At 69.5% G+C, this 16,877-nt stretch carries 16 protein-coding genes; 7 read left to right on the forward strand and 9 right to left on the reverse strand.

Annotation, left to right across the window (positions count from 1 at the left end):
• Positions 1 to 94 precede the first annotated feature (94 nt).
• From ACNPQM_RS37920 to ACNPQM_RS37930, 3 genes are all read left to right on the forward strand, one after another.
• Positions 95 to 238, forward strand: a complete 144-nt coding sequence (locus ACNPQM_RS37920) for a hypothetical protein (RefSeq protein ID WP_418087523.1) — start codon at positions 95 to 97, stop codon at positions 236 to 238.
• A gap of 106 nt (positions 239 to 344) precedes the next feature.
• Positions 345 to 908, forward strand: coding sequence for a CGNR zinc finger domain-containing protein (locus tag ACNPQM_RS37925; protein ID WP_358862416.1), 564 nt, complete (start codon positions 345 to 347; stop codon positions 906 to 908).
• A gap of 740 nt (positions 909 to 1,648) precedes the next feature.
• Complete coding sequence (locus ACNPQM_RS37930; RefSeq protein ID WP_358862415.1) at positions 1,649 to 2,200, forward strand: hypothetical protein; 552 nt, start codon at positions 1,649 to 1,651, stop codon at positions 2,198 to 2,200.
• A 283-nt stretch (positions 2,201 to 2,483) separates the two neighbouring features.
• On the opposite strand, the gene ACNPQM_RS37935 is transcribed toward ACNPQM_RS37930, so the two are convergent.
• The 7 genes from ACNPQM_RS37935 to ACNPQM_RS37965 all read right to left on the reverse strand — a co-directional run bounded on the left by ACNPQM_RS37935 (position 2,484) and on the right by ACNPQM_RS37965 (position 9,492).
• Positions 2,484 to 3,086 carry a GPP34 family phosphoprotein gene (locus ACNPQM_RS37935; protein WP_418087524.1) on the reverse strand — a complete coding sequence of 201 codons (603 nt, stop codon included), beginning with the start codon at positions 3,084 to 3,086 and terminating at the stop codon, positions 2,484 to 2,486.
• Positions 3,083 to 4,522 (reverse strand): dihydrolipoyl dehydrogenase family protein, encoded by a 1,440-nt coding sequence (locus tag ACNPQM_RS37940; protein ID WP_418087525.1) that lies wholly within the window; start codon positions 4,520 to 4,522, stop codon positions 3,083 to 3,085. Before ACNPQM_RS37940 ends, ACNPQM_RS37935 begins: the two co-directional genes overlap by 4 nt.
• 59 nt (positions 4,523 to 4,581) lie before the next feature.
• The gene (locus ACNPQM_RS37945; RefSeq protein WP_418087543.1) at positions 4,582 to 5,028 is read right to left on the reverse strand and encodes a VOC family protein; all 447 of its coding nucleotides are present in this window, start codon (positions 5,026 to 5,028) and stop codon (positions 4,582 to 4,584) included.
• 807 nt (positions 5,029 to 5,835) lie between these two features.
• Positions 5,836 to 6,264: an organic hydroperoxide resistance protein gene (locus ACNPQM_RS37950; RefSeq protein ID WP_358862412.1), complete on the reverse strand. Its 429-nt coding sequence runs from the start codon at positions 6,262 to 6,264 to the stop codon at positions 5,836 to 5,838.
• Between the two features lie 382 nt (positions 6,265 to 6,646).
• Positions 6,647 to 7,576 (reverse strand): alpha/beta fold hydrolase, encoded by a 930-nt coding sequence (locus ACNPQM_RS37955; protein ID WP_418087544.1) that lies wholly within the window; start codon positions 7,574 to 7,576, stop codon positions 6,647 to 6,649.
• A 116-nt stretch (positions 7,577 to 7,692) separates the two neighbouring features.
• The gene (locus tag ACNPQM_RS37960; RefSeq protein ID WP_418087526.1) at positions 7,693 to 8,655 is read right to left on the reverse strand and encodes an RNA polymerase sigma factor; all 963 of its coding nucleotides are present in this window, start codon (positions 8,653 to 8,655) and stop codon (positions 7,693 to 7,695) included.
• 366 nt (positions 8,656 to 9,021) lie between these two features.
• Positions 9,022 to 9,492, reverse strand: a complete 471-nt coding sequence (locus tag ACNPQM_RS37965) for an SsgA family sporulation/cell division regulator (protein WP_358862410.1) — start codon at positions 9,490 to 9,492, stop codon at positions 9,022 to 9,024.
• Positions 9,493 to 9,812: 320 nt separating this feature from the next.
• Here ACNPQM_RS37965 and ACNPQM_RS37970 point away from each other — a divergent pair, with 320 nt between their 5' ends.
• Positions 9,813 to 10,619 (forward strand): alpha/beta hydrolase, encoded by an 807-nt coding sequence (locus ACNPQM_RS37970; RefSeq protein ID WP_418087527.1) that lies wholly within the window; start codon positions 9,813 to 9,815, stop codon positions 10,617 to 10,619.
• Between the two features lie 69 nt (positions 10,620 to 10,688).
• Here the strand turns inward: ACNPQM_RS37970 and ACNPQM_RS37975 are convergent, their stop codons facing one another.
• On the reverse strand, positions 10,689 to 13,454 hold the full coding sequence (locus ACNPQM_RS37975; protein ID WP_418087545.1) for a helix-turn-helix transcriptional regulator: 2,766 nt from the start codon (positions 13,452 to 13,454) through the stop codon (positions 10,689 to 10,691).
• Positions 13,455 to 14,151: 697 nt separating this feature from the next.
• On the opposite strand from ACNPQM_RS37975, the gene ACNPQM_RS37980 reads away from it, so the two are divergent.
• The gene (locus tag ACNPQM_RS37980) at positions 14,152 to 14,802 is read left to right on the forward strand and encodes an HAD-IA family hydrolase (RefSeq protein WP_418087528.1); all 651 of its coding nucleotides are present in this window, start codon (positions 14,152 to 14,154) and stop codon (positions 14,800 to 14,802) included.
• A gap of 10 nt (positions 14,803 to 14,812) precedes the next feature.
• The gene (locus ACNPQM_RS37985) at positions 14,813 to 15,034 is read left to right on the forward strand and encodes a hypothetical protein (protein ID WP_418087529.1); all 222 of its coding nucleotides are present in this window, start codon (positions 14,813 to 14,815) and stop codon (positions 15,032 to 15,034) included.
• Positions 15,035 to 15,116: 82 nt separating this feature from the next.
• Here the strand turns inward: ACNPQM_RS37985 and ACNPQM_RS37990 are convergent, their stop codons facing one another.
• Positions 15,117 to 15,605 carry a TetR/AcrR family transcriptional regulator gene (locus ACNPQM_RS37990; RefSeq protein ID WP_358862418.1) on the reverse strand — a complete coding sequence of 163 codons (489 nt, stop codon included), beginning with the start codon at positions 15,603 to 15,605 and terminating at the stop codon, positions 15,117 to 15,119.
• A gap of 259 nt (positions 15,606 to 15,864) precedes the next feature.
• Between ACNPQM_RS37990 and ACNPQM_RS37995 the strand changes: the two genes are divergently transcribed.
• Positions 15,865 to 16,707 carry an MFS transporter gene (locus ACNPQM_RS37995; RefSeq protein ID WP_418087546.1) on the forward strand — a complete coding sequence of 281 codons (843 nt, stop codon included), beginning with the start codon at positions 15,865 to 15,867 and terminating at the stop codon, positions 16,705 to 16,707.
• The last annotated feature ends 170 nt before the right edge of the window (positions 16,708 to 16,877 follow it).

A 16,877-nucleotide genomic window follows, 5' to 3' on the forward strand; every position in this document is an offset into this window, starting at 1 on the left:
CGGTTCCTCGCCGCGATCGGCGTGAACCGCTGGCTGCGGCTGGCCGACGGAACGCTCAAGGAGACGGGAGCCCCCACGGTGTGACCCGCCGACGTTGGAGGAGGCGCTGGGCACCAGCCCCGATGCCATCGTGGTAGCCAGCCACGACCGGTGGCTGCGCCGGCGGTGGCAGGGCCGGGAGATCCGGCTGGAGCCGGGGCGCGGCCCGTGGAAGGAGGCCGAACCGGCCGGTTTCTGAGCCTGACCTGCAGGCATCGCACGGAGTATCGTACGGTCGCGAGGGGCGCGGACCGTGACCTTGGCGAACCTTGCGTTCGACGGGAGTCACCTGTCAAGATGGTGATGTGAACCTTGACCATGTCTTCGTCTGCGGGCAGCCGGCCCTCGACTTCGCGGCCACCCTCCGAGCCCGGCGCTCGACCCGGTTCGAGATGTTCGTGACGCCGGAGCGGCTGAACGCCTGGTACCTGGAGTCCGGACTCGTGGACACGATCACGCCCGGTGAGGACGACGACGTCCGCGAGGCGATCAGGGTGCGCGAGGCCATCTACCGGCTCGTCACCAACCGCCGTCTCGGTGAGGAGTTCGACCGCGAGGCGCTTGCTGTGGTCAACGGCGCCGCGCGCAAGACCCCCGTGACGCCGCAGCTCACCGTGAAGGGCCGGCACACTGAGGCGACCCCCGAGCAGGCCCTGGCCACCGTCGCCCGGCAGGCCGTCGAACTGCTCAGCGGTCCGGACGTACCCCTGATGAAGGAGTGCGGCAACCCGGAGTGCACGCGCGTCTACATCGACCGGTCCCGGGGCATGCGGCGTCAGTGGTGCGGCATGGAGTCCTGCGGCAACAAGTACAAGGCCGCCGCCTACCGGGCACGCAAGAAGACCGCTTCCTCCGCGCCTGTGGGATGACGCCCTGACCTGGGCGGCGGCGCGCGGTCCCGGCGGGCGCGGGACTCACGGTCCAGGGGCGCTCCGAGGAGACATGTGTCAGGAGAGGTCCGTCGCTTCCCGTGACGGAAGCCCACGGTAGTCCCGGGTGACGTCCCCATGACACGTGATGCTGCAGTCGCAGAGGTATATGTGGCTCTCTGTCGGTGCGATGCAGACGGGTAAAGCTTATGGGATATATGTCACGTGTGTCGAGCCGCCTCGACCTCTGCTCGACGATGTGAGTCGAGAGAGACGCGTATGTACCCCTGATCGAGAACGTGGACGCGGACGTGCTGCTTCCCGGCCATGGACCCGTGCACCATGGTTCAGCCGAGGAAGCTGCTCTGGCAGCCCGCGAACATGCGGTCAGGTGACGGATCCCGGCCTCGTGGCGCGCGCCGGGGCACGCTGCCGCTGTCCCGGACCGTGGGCCCACCGGTGGGCCCACGGCTGCAACTCACAGCGGTCCACATTGGGTCTCCGCGGGCGGTTCGACGGCACACCTGCCGGGCACTCTGTACGAAGTGCGCCTGATGCGGGTGGCTGCCACGCGCCCTTGGCGGTCGAAGAAATGTCGGCGCCAACTATATGCGCGAGTACATCGGCGCCTATCGTGAAGGGTATGCCCGGCGTATCGCCTGGCGCCGACACTTATCTGCACGGGGCCCTCGGCGTGGGTACCATGCGCAACATCATTCATAGCGAGGGAGTGAACGGTTGTGACCAGCCAGTCAGCCGCCACGTTCCGATCGCGGTTGGTAGAACAAGCCGCGTCGGATCTGGAGGAGAACCACCGTCGGCAGCAGGAGCTGACGGAGACGATCATGGTCTTGAAGCAGGAGGAGGCCCTCCTGACCGACATTCTGAAGCTCGCCGAGCGGTACGAGGGTTTCGCCGATCCGTCGCGTCTGCCCGAGCAGTTGCAGAACGAGCCCGCCGTCGCAAAGGTGAAGCGAGCGCCCGCCGCAGCCGCTTCGCGACGCTCGGCCGGGATCAGCCGTGGGGCAGGTGACGCAGCGGTCGGCGCGAAGGGGAAGTCGCGCCAGCCGCTGCTCGGTGACATGCTGCTGGACCTGCTCGGTAAGCACGACGGGCCTCGCCTGGCGAAGGAACTGCGGGACGAGCTTCTGGAGAAGCACCCGGACCGGAACCCGACTCCGCAGGTGGTACGGAACACCCTCGAATCGCTGGTCGCCAAGGGACGCATCCAGCGTCACAAGCAGCAGCGTTCCGTCATGTACACCCTGGTGGAGCAGGACGCGACCGACTGACATGTTTGTGTGTCCCGCGCGCGGGGGCTCACGGAGCCGGACGCATGTGTGCGCTCCGTGCGACCTTGTCCCGCCGCGGGGCTCCGGGCATGATCGGGGGTCCTCCTGCAGGACGGTATCCGCCAGTCGTCGCACCTGATCGACCTCGTCGACGGCCGGGTCGAGCACGAGTCCGTCGGCGCCGAGGTCGTGGAAAGACCTCTCACGACGAGGCCGGCGGGCGGGAATCGTCCCAGGGCACGCACAGGTGTCACGTCGCCTCAGGTGTTGCGCCGAGAGGTCCCTAACCGCGCCATATGTTGTCGAACGCGTTGCCCTCGACGTCCCGGCGCAGCCGTGCGGCCTCCAGCTCCGTCACCGCGTCCCCGACCGCGGCCAGTACCGCGTTCGCCGCATCCCCGTCGGCGCTTCGGCAGTCGTCCACCTGGGTGTCCCCGGTCCGCAGGACGGCAGTCAGAGCGGCGAGAACGGGCTCGCCCGATGCCCGTCGCTCCTCTGCGCGGCGGCGCTCCGGCGAGTCGGCCGGAGCGGTTCGCGTGAACCGTGACCGAAGCCCGATACCCCGCGGGGGGACGACGACTCCGGCCCGTTCCAGGTCCTCGGCGTAGGCCGCGGCGAGTCGGGCGCCGCGGCGCCACAGCCAGTCCCCGACGGTCTCGTATGGTTCCCGGCGGACGAGCGAGGCGAGCGCCTGGTCCAGCAGGCGGTCGCCCGTCGTCACCCGCGGACCGGGTACCACACGGTCGCCGTCGAGGGTCAGCGCGCCGCTCTCCAGCAGGTCGATCGCCTCGGCGGCCGCCAGGACCAGGGAGAGGTCACCCTGTTCCACGGACCGGTCCGGCGGCAGACCCAGGGTGACGAGCGCCAGATCGCGTGCGGTGGTCATGAGTCCCTCCTGGTCTCCAGCAGACGCAGCCACACCTCGCTGATCGTGGGGAAGGCGGGTACGGCGTGCCAGAGGCGGTCGACGGGCACCTCTGCGCTGATGGCGACGGTGGCCGAGTACAGCAGTTCACCGACGCCCGGCCCGGCGAAGGTGGCGCCGACCACGACCTGACGGTCGCGATCGATGAGGATACGTGCCTTGCCCCGGTAGTCGGGGCGGTACTGGAGGGCTCCGGCGACGTGGCCGATCTCGTGGTCGACGACCTCTACGGCGCGACCGGCGAGCTCGGCCTCGCGGACGGTCAGGCCCACGGAGGCGACCTCGGGGTCGGTGAACACGACGCCTGGGACCGCCTCGGTGTCGGCCGTCCCGCTGTGCGGTGCCCAGCGGGAGGTGTCCAACTGCTCACCACGGGCCCGGGCACCGATCACTGCACCCGCGATGCGGGCCTGGTACTTGCCCTGGTGGGTGAAGAGTGCCCGATGGTTGACGTCTCCGACGGCGTACAGCCAGTTCCCGGGGACGGCGGTGACCGTCAGGCTGTCGTCGGTGTCGAGCCAGTCGCCCGGGACCAGTCCCACGGTGTCGAGCCCGATGTCCTCCGATCGCGGAGTGCGGCCGATGGCGAACAGGATCTCGTCGGCGGTCAGTTCACACCCGTCTGTCAGGGTGACCCGAACCTCCCCGTCCTGCGTCCGCTCCGCTGCGGCTGCCGAGACGTTGAACCGGACGTCCGCGCCGGCTTCCCGCAGCCGATCGGCGACCAGCTCCCCGGCGAAGGGCTCCATGCGGGGCAGCAGCCCGTCCTCACGGGCGAGCAGGGTGACCCGGCTGCCCAGTGCCTGCCAGGCGGTGGCCATCTCGACGCCCACCACACCTGCTCCGACAACCACCAGGCGACCAGGCGGTCTCCGGGCGCTGGTCGCCTCCCGGCTGGTCCAGGGCCTGAGGCTCTCGATCCCGGGCAGCGGGGGCAGAGCCGCGCGGCTGCCGGTGCACACGGCGACAGCATGCCGGGCACGCAGCCGGACAGTGCTGCCGTCCGGGGTCTCCACCGACACCTCGCGCTCCCCGGCCAGGCGTCCGTGACCGCGCAGAAGGTCGATGCCGACTGACTTGATCCACTCGGCCTGGTCGTCGTCCTTCCAGTCGGCGGACATGCGATTGCGATGTGCGAGGACGGCCTCGATGTCCAACGGTTCCTTGACGGCGGGGTGGATGCCGGGAACGTGTACGGCGTCGGCGCGGAGCAGCACCGGGCGCAGCAATGCCTTGCTGGGCTCACAGGCCCAGTACGAGCACTCGCCGCCGGCCAGTTCGCTCTCCACGATGACGGTGCTCAGGCCCGCGGCGGTGGTGCGGTCCGCGACGTTCTCACCTACCGGCCCTGCGCCGATCACGATGACGTCGTACGTGCGGATGTTCTCGGTCGACATGTGTCCTCCGGTAGATGGACGGGGCCGGGGGGATGGGTCCGGCAGAACGGGGCCGGGTCTCAGCGGCCGGGGGCGCGCCGGGTGACCTCCTGGAGGAACCACTCGTTGCCGTCGGGGTCGGCGAAGGCGGCGAAGGTGCCGTAGCTGGCCCGCTCGGGGTGCAGGCCGGGAACCCGGTGGGAGTCACCGGCGTGGTGGAAGACGCCGGTCTCGTCGCGGAACGGGCCGGAGACCTGCACACCGCGGGATTCCAGTTCCTTCTGGGCCTCGACGATGTCGGTGACAGTCAGTTGGAGGCCGTGGAGGGTGCCCGCCTCCTGCTGGGTGAGGCCCTTGCCGAAGATGACGGAGCACTCGGAGCCGGGCGGGGTGACCTGCACGATCCGGTACCCCTCGTCGATCGGGAAGTCGGCGTCGAGACGCCATCCGAGCTGTTCCGCGTAGAAGCGCTTGGCACGGTCCACGTCGGACACCGGCATAACGACGACTTCGAGCTTCATGTCCACTGCTGTCATCCCGCTTTCGATGGTTCGGATAATTCGGTAAGGGGGAGCTCGGTGGGCGGTGCCATCGAGGACTCACATGCGGTGCGAGGAATCACCTGGCGTGCGTGGGACTCGCCATGAACGTCTGGACCACACCCGCCGACGGCGCTCACGTCCATGTCGGTGGGCAACGTGCTCTCACTGCCGGCCGCGAGCGACGTGTGCCGCAGCAGTCACCTGATGGTGTGCTCCGGAAACCTCGGCCGAAGTCCCTTGATTCATGCGGCCCTTTGAGGGGCTCGCCGGCCCGCTTCGCCGGCGGCGGTGCCCAATTCGTCACCGCGGCCAGCGGCACCTGGCTGGCTTCATACGTGTGAATGGTGGGCGCTCGGCCTTCCACCAGATGCGCCCGCACGGTAGCCCACGGCGTCGACCGGACGTGGCATGCGGTTGCCTGGACGCTATTGCCGGCCCGCCCTGGCCGGTGGCCCCATGCGGTTCTGTGCGTCACAGAAAACTGGACGGCGGTGGGCCGTATCCCATGAGTGTCACGCTCTGCGCCCAGCTCCACACCTGTGTGTCGGTGGGCCATGCAGGCTGTTCGGAGCCTGCCGCGCTCGTGGACGGCGGATCGCCGGGGACGGTGACGGTGGTGACATCGTCGGGAGCGGGCCGAGGAAGCCTGGCACGCCCTACATGTGTGTGGGTCGTGGGAGCCATGTCCCGCCCTCGCTCTTCGGTAGCCGGTGTGAGTATGTGGGAGAAGGAAAGCGGGTCCCGTGCCGGGGGGAAGGGGGCACGGGACCCGCGGTCAGAGGAAGGAACGGGTCAGGCGGCGGCGCCGGCGTTGATGGTGACGGGGATGTTGTCGCGCGTGGCCTTGGAGTACGGGCAGATCCGGTGGGCGGCGTGTGCGAGCTCCTCGGCCGTGGCCTGGTCCACACCGCCGAGGACGGGGGTGAGGACTGCGGAGAGGGAGAACTCGCCGTCGTCGCCGTGGGTGAGAGTGATCTCGGCCGTGATGGTGGTGCTGGTCAGCCGGACCTTGCGCAGGCTGGCGGCGTGACGCAGTGCGCCGAGGAAGCAGGCGGCCCAGCCTGCGGCCAGGAGCTGCTCGGGGTTGGTCGCGGTGCCGGAGCCGCCGAGTTCCTTGGGGACAGCGAGGCTGGTCTCCAGCAGGCCGTCGGAGGAGCGGACGTGACCACCGTTCCGGCCCTCTCCGTCGACGTCGACAACGGCGGTGTAGGTGACTGCCATGACTGGTGCTCCCCATCTGGGTCTAGAGGTCTTGGATCATTCCCTGACCAGGACGCTTTCTCGTCACTGGTCGAGGAGGTGACGCAATCATGGCAGGTTTCTTCGTCACCCGTCAAGGCGGTGACTAATGCCTGCTTGTGCCCGCCTCCGACACGTGTCGCGCGCTCCGTGCCGCAAGCGCTTCCGTGGCACACGTTGCCTGCGTGCCGCACACGCCCCCGCGCCTCTTCTGCGACATGCCCGAGCCTTGCCGCCGGCAGCGAGTCACATGTGCCGCACCGCCTCGCAGCGCCGTCGGCCAGGTCCGGTAACTGCTCCCGGATGGAGAACAGTCGCAGCAGGCGGCAGACCTGGCCGATCGAGACGATGGCGGCCTCTTCGGTCAGCCCGCGCTTGCGGTCTCCATGACGAAGCCACGGACCGAGGCCGCGAACAGCTCGGGTTCCTCCACATGTCCCATGTGACCGCTGTCCTCCAGCACCAGCAGCCGCGACTGCGGGATCAGCTCGTCGAGTTCGAGACCCCAGCGCATTCCGCAGATCACGTCGTGCTTGCCCACGACGACCAGTGCCGGTACCGCCAGCTCCTTGAGCGCTGCGCGGTCGTCGATGGCGTCAGGGACGAGATCCTCGTCCAGGCCCGAGATGTACGTGGCCCGTACGGCCGCCCGGAACGGGGCCAGCCGCTCCTCATCCGCCCAGTAGTCGGCGAAGTATGACGGCAGCACACCCCGGGCGACCGCCGCGGTCTGTTCGTCGGTGGACATGCTCCCCATCGCACCGAATGCGGCCATCACCCCGGGCAGCCCGGGGTGGCCGGCATGTTTCGCGGCGAACGCCTCCACCATCCGAGCCGCCTCCGCGCCGTGCTCAGGGCCGGTGACAGGGGCGCCCTCGTACAGAATGACTCCTGCCAGCCGCCCGGGGCGGTACAGGGCGTGATAGGCGGCCACGAACGCGCCGTGCGAGTGCCCCAACAGGTGCACCTTCGGCACCCCGAGCCGGTTGATCAGAACCTCCAGGAAGCTGCTGTAGCGCTCCCGCGTGTATCCGTGCGGGTGCGAGGGCAGGCGGCTGTCCGTCGTGGTGCCTATGGGCTCGACGTAGACCATGGTGAGGTGTTCTTCGAGGGCGGGCATGCGCATGTACTCCCAGAAGATTCCGGGACCGCCGGAGTGGGCCACGCACACCGGGCCGCTGCCGTGAACGTGATAGCGCTGCACCAGCCCGCCCAGCCGGTACGTGTGGGTACCGGGGGAGAGGGGGGCGGTGTCGGGCGCCGAGGCGTGGTTGTGCGCGGGTGACGAGACCATCGAGTCCTCCGTGATGTGCTGGTTTTCCATGACACCGGCACGACGCTCCGGAGGCCGACAAGTTCGGTCGCCGCGATGTGATCTGGCGCACAGCGGCTGGGGGAGGGGCGTTTGGCTCAGGCCACGGGAGACGCGGGCTCCATCGGGCGGGCAGCGTGGAAGAGGGAGACCCGGTCGATGCGACCGCCGTCCAGCGTCATGATCCAGGCGACCCCTGGGGGACAGTGCTCCGGATCGTCAGCCGGGCTGATCAGTTCCATCTCCCACACGACCAGGGACCGGCCCGCCACGATGTGGACGGGCCGCTGGCGAACGCCCGCCGAGAGGTCGCCGTCCATGCCCGCGAGCAGGACTCCGGCACCGCCGAGCAGTTCACCGCCGGCCAGGAGCGACACATCGGGGGAGTAGCGGTCCTTGACCACCTTGCCGAACTCGCCGCGCTCGGCGGCCGCGAGTGTTTCCTGTGCCTCGAGCCAGCTGGCCTCCGTACGGCGCGTCACGTCCTCGTGTGCCGTGGCCGCCGTGGCGGTCACGGCCTGGGCCAACGCGGCGCGGGCCTGGCTGAGCCGACTGCGCACGGTGCCGACGGGCACGGCGCAGGCTTCGGCGATCTGCCGGTACGAGGTGATTCCGGTGGAGAAGTACCGCAGGACGACCGGCAGCCGCAGGGCAGGTGACAGCGTCTCGATGGCCTCCCAGATCCAGTCCCGCAGCGCGTGGCTCTGCAGCACCTGCTCGGGTGTGACGCCGTCCGGCGGCAGCGGCACCTCCTCCAAGGGCTCGACCCGCCGGGAGGCGCGCAGCAGGGTCCGGCAGTTGTTGCGCACCACCATCCGCAGCCACGGCCCCACGGCCTGCGGATCACGGACGTCCACGATCCGCCGCAGCGCTACCAGCGCCGCTTCCTGCATGACGTCGTCCACGTCCGGGCCCGGTTTCAGCAGGCTGAGCGCCACGGCTCGCATCCCGGGCCGGTGCCGCTCCAGGAGCAGGGCCAGGGCCGAAACGTCGCCTGCCTGCGCGGCTCGGGTCAGTGGCGCGTCCTCTCCCAGCCCGGTGGTCGCCGGTACCCCGTTCATACTTTGCCCCTCCAGTCGCGACACCTGTCTTCCCGAGCCTAACCCTCGACGAGTATCAGGTGTCGGTCCGAACGGGGTTTGGCGGGCCCGCAGGTCCGCCGTCCCACGGGGTGTGTCGTGGTATCACGGGCAGCCCCCGGGCTCCATCGGGAGCACGCCGGCTGGCGGCCGACCGTCGAGGAAGTTGCTTTCCACATGCGGACAACACACCTTGCTTGTGGCAGGATGTGTGCGGAGGGCAGTGATACATGTGTCGGCACACGCTGCCTCGGGGACCTCATGTCCGCACCGCCCTCCTCCGACACGGGGCTGCGGCACCGGCCGGGCGTCACCTGCCGCCGGAGAGCGGCGGGACGTGACGCGCGATCAGTCGGACTGCGCTTCACGAGCGGGGAGGATGTCCGCGGTGGCGACGTCCCAGTCGACCCCGGCGAGCTCATGACCCGCGGGAACGAGTTCGTAGGTGTACTCCAGCCACTTCGCCAGCGGTGCCACAGGCAACTCGAACAGAGCCGCCATGTCACCGGAGGTCAGCTGAAGCCAGGCGGTCGCACGCTCCTCCAGGTTCGACGGCCACATCTGAACGTCGCCGAGGCCGCTCATCGAGTACAGCCCCTGTTGGAGGAGGTCCCGTCCGATACGCCACAGGACGCGGGGGCCGCCCTCTACGAGGAACTCCGCGGACACGGCCAACGGAGACTCCGGGGTGAACCGGAATGCCGCCCTGATCGCCTGACGGGCGGAGACGTGCAGAACGCGTTCGATGTTCAGGACCAGTTCTGGACCGCCGTGCGGCGCCGTTCGCGAGGCATGGACACCTGGTTGGTTGCCGCTCATGACGGGTGGATCCTTCCCTGGGGCGGAGGCTGGCCTGATCTACTTTGGCCGCCGGGGTGGCGTCGTACATAGGTACATTGACCGTGCCGCCCCACCGGGTCGACGGTGATCTTCGTGGCGGGCCGTCGGTATATGAATGCTTGTCCGCCTTGCGGTGCCTGGAATTCCGGGTGCCTTCACGCGGGGCCGGAGCCCGCGTGCCGCCGCCGGGCGTCGGCATTAAGTCATTCGACTGTCGCCCCGGGCCGATGCCTGGACGATCCTGGAGCAGTCGCTCGTGTGCCGATGCCGGGTGATCGTCGTGCTCGGAGGTACCAGCCGTGAACCGAACTCCCGTCGTCTTCATCCATGGTGCGTGGCTGCACGCGCTGTCCTGGGAGTCATGGGCGGAACGCTTCGCCAGTCGAGGGTTCCTCGCCTTCGCCCCCGGCTGGCCCGGGGAGGCCAACGCCGCTCAGGAGGTGCGCAGGTCGCCCGGTCCGCTCGGCGGCCTCGGTCTGGCCGCGCTGACCGACCACTACGCCGGGATCGTGCGCTCGTTCGACATCTCGCCGGTGATCGTCGGCCACTCCGTCGGCGGGCTCATCGCACAGCACCTCATCGGCGCGAGAATGGGCCGGGCCGCCGTGGCCATCGCACCCGCCCCGATCAACGCGGTCCCCCTGCCCGGATTGCCGGTCCCGTTGTGGACGCCCGGCGGTGCCGACGGCGCCGACGGGCTGGTGTCCCTGTCGTCGGAGCAGTTCCACCACGTCTTCGCGAACACCGTCGCTCCGGAGGAGTCCGACCGGCTCCATGAGCGCTACGCGGTGCCGGCGCCGCTCCGCCTGCTCGGCGATCTCGGATGCGCAGGTGCGGTGCGCAGCCCGCTCGCCATGGCGGACATCGGCAACACGGACCGTGGACCGCTCCTGTTGATCTCGGGGCAGGAGGACCGGCTGGTGCCCGACTCCGTCAGCCGCGCGGTCTACAAGGAGTATGGCGACTCCACGGCCGTGACCGACCTGAAGCAGTTCGCGGACCGAGGCCACTCCCTGGTCATCGACAGCGGATGGCGCTTCGTCGCCGACTACGTGCTCGGCTGGCTCGACGAGCGCGGCGTCCGCGCCCTCCCGGAGGAGGGCTGAACGCACCGCGGCCGACGGTCGGGACCTGCGGTCCCGGCCCGTCGGCCACCGTGGTCCCGTGCCGGGGGCTCACACGTTCTGATCACTGGAAAGCCTGCCCAGCGCGTCGCGCAGTGCGGCGCGGGAGGTGATGCCGAGTTTGGGGAAGACCCGGTAGAGGTGGGAGCTGACGGTGCGCGGCGACAGGTGCATCCGCTCTCCGATCTCCTTGTTGGTCAGGCCGCCGGCGGCGAGATCGGCGATGCGGCGCTCCTGCCAGGTCAGCGCTGCGAGGTGCGCCGACGACGCGAGGGGGGACGCACCGGCGGTTCTGAGTTCGGCTCGGGCGCGTTCGGCCCAGGTGGGTGCGCCGAGTCGTTGGAAGGTGTCGGCGGCGAGGGTGAGGGGGTGTCGTGCTGCTTTGGGGCCGTGGGTGTGTCGGAGGCGGATGCCGTGGGCGAGGTGGATGCGGGCTAGTTCGTAGGGGAAGCGGGTGGCGGCGGGGTGGGTTTCTGCTTGGTGGTACATCTGGTCGGCTTCGGTGGGGTCGGTGGCGGTCATGGCGAGGGCGCCGTAGGTGGTGAGGGCGAGGCGGGGGGAGAGGTCGGGGAGGCCTGCGTCGCGGGCGGCGAGGGCATGGGTGCGGGCTTGTTCGGTGCGGCCGGTGTGAAGGGCTGCTTCGACGAGGTCGAGGAGGGTGCGGGGGGCTTGGTGGGCGTAGGGTTCGAAGGTGCCGGGGGGTGTGATGCCGATGGCGTGGAGGTAGGCGGCTTCGTAGTCGCCTTCGGTGAGGGCGGCGGTGGTGCCGATGGTGTCGGTGATCTGAGTGAGGAAGCCGACGCCGCGGGGGCGGGCCCAGGCATCGACCATGGCCTGCAGTTCCCGTGCCCGGTCCGCCTCGCCGCGCAGAGCGGCCAGCAGACCCAGATACGCCTGGGTGTGATGGACGAACAGCGCGTGCCGGTGCGTCGTCGTCAGCTCCAGGCAGCGCTGTCCGGTCCGTTCCGCCTCGTCCCACTCACCCACCGCGATCTGGTCCAGCATGATCAGATGCAGCATGGTCATGGCGTCGGCCAGTGCCCCCGTCTCCACCTCGCGGTCCACGGTGCGCTGGAGAGCTGGCCGGTACTGGCTGAGCGTGTCCACGTGGTAGGCGGCGACCCCCAGCCTGGTGGCGTCCCACGGCTCCATCTCGTGGACTCCGGCGAAGGCGCGTTCCACCCGCTCGTGCACACCGGCGCCGCGGCGCACCACGTCGCCCCAGGCATCCTGGTAGATGCGTGAATACGTGGACACCAGGTCGCCCAAGGGGTCCAGAAGCTCATGAGACCGCTCCCACGCGGTCTTGTCACTCGCGTACTGATTGATCGCCAGCAGCAGGTCGACCAGGCGCGTGAGCAACTCGTCCGGTTCCCGCACCCCACTGTCGAGCATGCTCTCGATCGCCGCGAAGACCTGGCGCTGCGAGGACCGCACGTCCCCGTCCTCGAAGAGCGCGACGTAGGCCGACGCGACCACCGATGCCGGGGAGTCGTTGCTGCCGGCCCCGGTGCCCGCGCGGACCAGCCGCTGGGCCTGGTCCAGTTGGCCCGAGTGCCCGGCGATGTACGCCGCGCTGCCCAGCCTCCTGGACCGTTCCTCGTGGCTCTCACTCAGCTCCGCGGCCCGGGTCAGCCAGGCCACGGCGGCCATCGCGCCGCCCCGCGGGACGGCGGAGTTCGCGGCTGCCTCCAGCATCGCGGCGACCTCCTCGTCGGGGTCGACCACCGAGGCCGCCAGGTGCGTGGCCCGCCGTTCCAGATCGTCATGGTGCACCTGAGCGAGTACGGCGTGCGCCGCGCGCCGCTCGTTGGGGGTCGCCAACTGGACAGCGGTCGACCGCACCAGGGGATGCCGGAAGACGAAGTTGCCGGTGAGCGGGTCGATGTCCAGCAGGCCGCAGTCCGCGGCCTCGTCGGCCTCCATCATGCGGTAGTGCGTGCTGCCCGGGCGGTCGGCCGCCGTACCGGCACCGACACCGTCAAGGGCGCCGCGCAGCAGCTCCGCGCGGACGGCGTCGCCGAGGGCCGCGATACGGGCGCCGTACACCTGCTGCAGACGCAGAGGGAGCGGGATGCCGGTGTACCCGAACAGTTCCTCGGCAGTGCGTGCGGCCCGGTTGCCGCGCACGTACGGCGGCAGTTCCAGCAGAGCCAGCGGATTTCCGTGCGCCTCGTCCAGGACGAGACGGCGGATCCGTTGGTCCAGCCCCGGGTGGTGCATGTCCAGCAGCCGCTCGGAGGCGCTCTCCGACAGTGTTGTCACAGGCAGTTCAGGGAGCGCGGCGGTGTCGAAGCCCGAGGGCAGATCGGAGCGCAGCACGACGACCAGCTTCACCGAACTGCCGGTGAGCCGACGGCCCACGAACCCGCACACCTGGATGCTGGAGGCGTCCAGCCACTGGCCGTCGTCGAGCACCAGCAGAAGGGGGTTCTGCGAGGCCGCGAGCGAGAGCAGGTCGAGGACGGCGATACCGAGGGTCATGACCGAGGGGGGTGTGCCCTCGGTCCTGCCGAAGATGACGTCGAAGACCCTGCGGTGGACATCGTCCAGCCGGTCGATGTGGGACAGCAGCGGATACAGGAACTGGTGCAGACCCGCGAAGGGCAACTCCGACTCGGCCTCGACCCCGGCCGCCCGGATCACCCTGTGCTTCTCGGCCGCCGCGAGGTCGGCCACGTGTTCCAGCAGAGCGCTCTTGCCCACACCCGTGTCACCCCGCAGCACCAGAGCCCGGCCCCCCGAGGCCGTCACGAAGTCGGACAGCACCTCCCGTTCGCGTTCGCGGCCGACCATGGTCCTGCCGATCGATTCCATCATCCCCCCACTCTCTTCACCGCTGAACCAGCGCCTGGCCTGGTGGTTGTCGCCCCCTGCACGCGGACCGCCAGGCTCACGGCGAGGGTACGTTGTTGCTCTGCCGCACCGTTGAGTCCCCGTCCTCCGGCTCACCTCGACAGAACTGGCTCCCCGAATGCGTCCGGCGATCCGCTGCGCGTGCAACCTCTGAGCCGGTGGCCGACTTGTCACATGTGGGGTGCTGAGCAGCGGCCGCACCCGCCACTCGCACCACATCCGAACAGAAGATTAGATTCCCTGAGGTATTTAGTCACTTAGTATGGCCGAAAAGGTTCTTGCTGCTCAGCCTTCTCTGGGTTCGGCGGGTTCGTTCAAGGGTGCCGCAGCTCGGCCGGTGGTCACGTGGACCGTCAGGCCGCGCGGACCGGCCGGGAACTCGAGATCATACGTGTGAGTCAAGGTTACGTGTCTGAGCTGCGGTTCTTCTCCTCCGAGGTCCGCCTCCTGGGGTACCCCGCGCATCCGCGCCGGCTGAAGGGCTGACCGGGCGCCCGTGCGGAGATGCGGTGCGGTGGGCGGGAAGAACCCCTCAGCCGGGCATGGCCGACCGGCCGACGATTTGCGACCGCACGCGACCGTCCTACATGTGTCCCCATCGCAGGAGATATGGCGACCTGGTGCGAGGCAGGTGTCGCACGCCTTCTAAGGTGTGAACATGACTCAGTACCGCAAGGGCCTCGTCCTTGATTTCGGTGGTGTGCTGACGACCCCTCTGCTGCCCGCCGCACTCGCTTTCGAGAGGCGCGAGGGACTGGCCGCGGGGACTCTGCTCACCAGCCTCTACCTGGACCCCGAGGGAATCCGGCTCACCGAGAGACTGGAACGCGGCACGCTCACCCAGACGCATTGGAACGAGGCGGCCGGCCGGCTCCTCGGTGTCCGGCCGGAGAACCTGATGGGCCGCGTCTTCGCCGACCTGCGCCCCGAGACCACGGTGATCGCTGCGGCGGCTGCCGCGCGCCGGGCCGGAGTGAAGGTCGGCATCCTCTCGAACTCCGTCGGCCTGGCCCCGTGGAACCTGTACGACGGATACGAGCTGGAGGAGCTCTACGACGCCGTGGTGGTGTCGGAGGTCCACGGGACGCGCAAGCCCGAGCCGGAGATGTACCGGCTGGTGCTCGACGCACTGGACCTGAAGGCCGAGGACTGCGTGTTCGTCGATGACACCGAGCAGTACCTGCCGCCCGCGGCGGAACTGGGATTCGCCACCGTCCACGCCGTGGACCCTGCCCGCACGGTCACCGTACTGGAGAGCCTGCTCGGCGTCCCGCTGAGCGGCAAGGGCCCAGACCGGGGCATCGCATGAGGAGAAACTTATGAGTCTGGCACTTCCGACCTTCGGCCCCGACGCCCAGCCGGAAGGCATCCTCCGTGTCTGCCGTTCCGCGCAGGAGATGGGATACGACTCCCTGTGGACGGGTGATCGCGTCCGCGTCCCCGGAACTGTGCCGATTCCTCCGGCGGTCTCCCGGTGCCCGCGCGAGGAGGAGGGCCAGGAAGCCTCCGGTACTGGCGACGGCCCGGAGGCGGCGGAATGAGCTGAGCGTCGGCGCAGGCGCACGCCGTGGACGCACATGAAGGCCCCTTGGAACACATGTGTTCCAAGGGGCCTTCGTCGTGTCAGGACGCTCCGAGTCCGCGCAGCAGGGTGTCGACGACGACGTCCGCCGCCTGTGCGGCGCTCAGTTCGGGCAGCTGCCGGGAGACGAGGTGCATGAGCTGGGGGAGCAGGGCGCCTGCCCAGCCGTGGGGAAGGTTGGGGCGTAGGAGGCCTTCGTCGGTGGCGCGTTGGAGGAAGGTGTCGACTTCTGTGATGCATGCGTCGCGGCGGTTGCGGACGGTGTCGTGGGCGAGCATGCGGGTGAGGTCGACGGGCCAGGTGCGGTTGACGGTGATGATGTTTTCGACGTAGCGGTGCAGGGCGACGGTGACGGGTGCTTCGCGCAGGCGTGCGTCCGCGATGGCTTCTTCGATGGCGGTCACGCGGGATTCGTAGATCGCGGCGAGGAGTTCCTCGCGGGAGGCGAAGCGGCGGTAAACGGTGCGCCGGTCCACGCCCGCTTCGGTGGCGATGCTCGCGATGCTCGCGCCCGGGTCGGCGGCGAGCATGCGGGCCCCGGTGGTCAGGACGGCTTCCAGATTGCGCGCTGCATCGGCTCTCACAGCAACGAGTCTAGCCGCGCGTTGTGGAGCCTGAGACACCTAGCACCTCGTAGGCGTGAAGAGTCGAAGATTAAGCGCTGCATTGCTGTGACAGATGTGTCAGGTACTGCCAATTGAGTGAGGCGCCACCGTGCTGACGGGCGGCAGGCGCAGCGCTCCCGCCGCCCCTTTTGGAGAAAGGCGAGTTCCGATGTCGAAGATTCCGATGCCGAAGTCACCGTGCCCATCTCCGACACAGTCCTCATCACCCCGGGTGGGTGGTGTCGCCGCCATGAGCGCGCTGATCCTTGCGGTCCTGCTCGCAGCCCTGGACCAGACGATCGTCTCGACCGCGCTGCCCCGGATAGCGGAGGACCTCAACGGGTTCGACGACATCGCCTGGGTCAGCGCCGCGTACCTGCTCGCATCGACGGCGGTGACGCCGCTGTGGGGCAAGCTCGGTGACATGTTCGGCCGCAAGCGGCTCTACCTGACCTCGACCACGATCTTCCTGATCGCCTCGGTCGCCTGCGGTCTGGCGCAGAACCTGCCCGAGCTGATCGGCGCCCGGGTGCTCCAGGGCGTGGGCGGCGGAGGCATGATCGTGCTGACCTTCGCCCTGGTCGGTGACATCGTCGCCCCGAGCGCGCGCGGCCGGTACCAGGGCATGTTCGGATCGGTCTACGGCGTAGCCAGCATCGTCGGCCCGCTGCTCGGCGGTGTCTTCACCGACCAGCTCTCCTGGCGGTGGGCCTTCCTGATCAACCTGCCCGTAGGTGCCATCGCCCTGGTGATCGCCGCGAGGGCGCTGCCCACAGCCACCGGGGTACTGCCGACCGCCGGCGGTTTCGACGCTGCCCGCCCCGACACCATCGGCCGGCTGCCCGCGGCCTTGCGCGACACCGCGCTGGACGCCTTCGCCCACGCCACGGCCACCGGCTATCTCTGGATCGCCCCGACCCTCGCCGTCGGCCTTCTCCTCGCTTTCTTCCTCAAGCCGTCCCGCAGGACCGGCGACACCGCCGAGGACATCGCCCCCGTCGCCAAGGACACCGTCCAGGCAGCCTGAGCCACTGGACAGCGCAGTCCGGCCGGCCGACGCCCGCACGGGCGCGGGCCGGCGGCGTCCATCCGGCGGCGGCGCTCGGCGTCACGGCCCCCGCGGCAGTCCTGTCATGGACGGCGCTGCCTCTCGTCCGGCACGGTACGGCCGCGTCGTGCGGCATCGTCACCACCGCC

The sequence above is a fragment of the Streptomyces sp. NPDC056231 genome (assembly GCF_048270745.1).
In the GTDB taxonomy this organism is placed as follows: domain Bacteria; phylum Actinomycetota; class Actinomycetes; order Streptomycetales; family Streptomycetaceae; genus Streptomyces.

What these genes read in the sequence shown, in the direction of transcription:
- ACNPQM_RS37995 (WP_418087546.1), top strand. Translation starts at nt 15,865, where the DNA reads ATGCCGAAGTCACCGTGCCCATCTCCGACACAGTCCTCATCACCCCGG.
- ACNPQM_RS37980 (WP_418087528.1), top strand. Translation starts at nt 14,152, where the DNA reads ATGACTCAGTACCGCAAGGGCCTCGTCCTTGATTTCGGTGGTGTGCTG.
- ACNPQM_RS37985 (WP_418087529.1), top strand. Translation starts at nt 14,813, where the DNA reads ATGAGTCTGGCACTTCCGACCTTCGGCCCCGACGCCCAGCCGGAAGGC.
- ACNPQM_RS37975 (WP_418087545.1), bottom strand. Translation starts at nt 13,454, where the DNA reads ATGGAATCGATCGGCAGGACCATGGTCGGCCGCGAACGCGAACGGGAG.
- ACNPQM_RS37940 (WP_418087525.1), bottom strand. Translation starts at nt 4,522, where the DNA reads ATGTCGACCGAGAACATCCGCACGTACGACGTCATCGTGATCGGCGCA.
- ACNPQM_RS37935 (WP_418087524.1), bottom strand. Translation starts at nt 3,086, where the DNA reads ATGACCACCGCACGCGATCTGGCGCTCGTCACCCTGGGTCTGCCGCCG.
- ACNPQM_RS37965 (WP_358862410.1), bottom strand. Translation starts at nt 9,492, where the DNA reads ATGAGCGGCAACCAACCAGGTGTCCATGCCTCGCGAACGGCGCCGCAC.
- ACNPQM_RS37990 (WP_358862418.1), bottom strand. Translation starts at nt 15,605, where the DNA reads ATGCTCGCCGCCGACCCGGGCGCGAGCATCGCGAGCATCGCCACCGAA.
- ACNPQM_RS37950 (WP_358862412.1), bottom strand. Translation starts at nt 6,264, where the DNA reads ATGGCAGTCACCTACACCGCCGTTGTCGACGTCGACGGAGAGGGCCGG.
- ACNPQM_RS37960 (WP_418087526.1), bottom strand. Translation starts at nt 8,655, where the DNA reads ATGAACGGGGTACCGGCGACCACCGGGCTGGGAGAGGACGCGCCACTG.
- ACNPQM_RS37955 (WP_418087544.1), bottom strand. Translation starts at nt 7,576, where the DNA reads ATGGTCTCGTCACCCGCGCACAACCACGCCTCGGCGCCCGACACCGCC.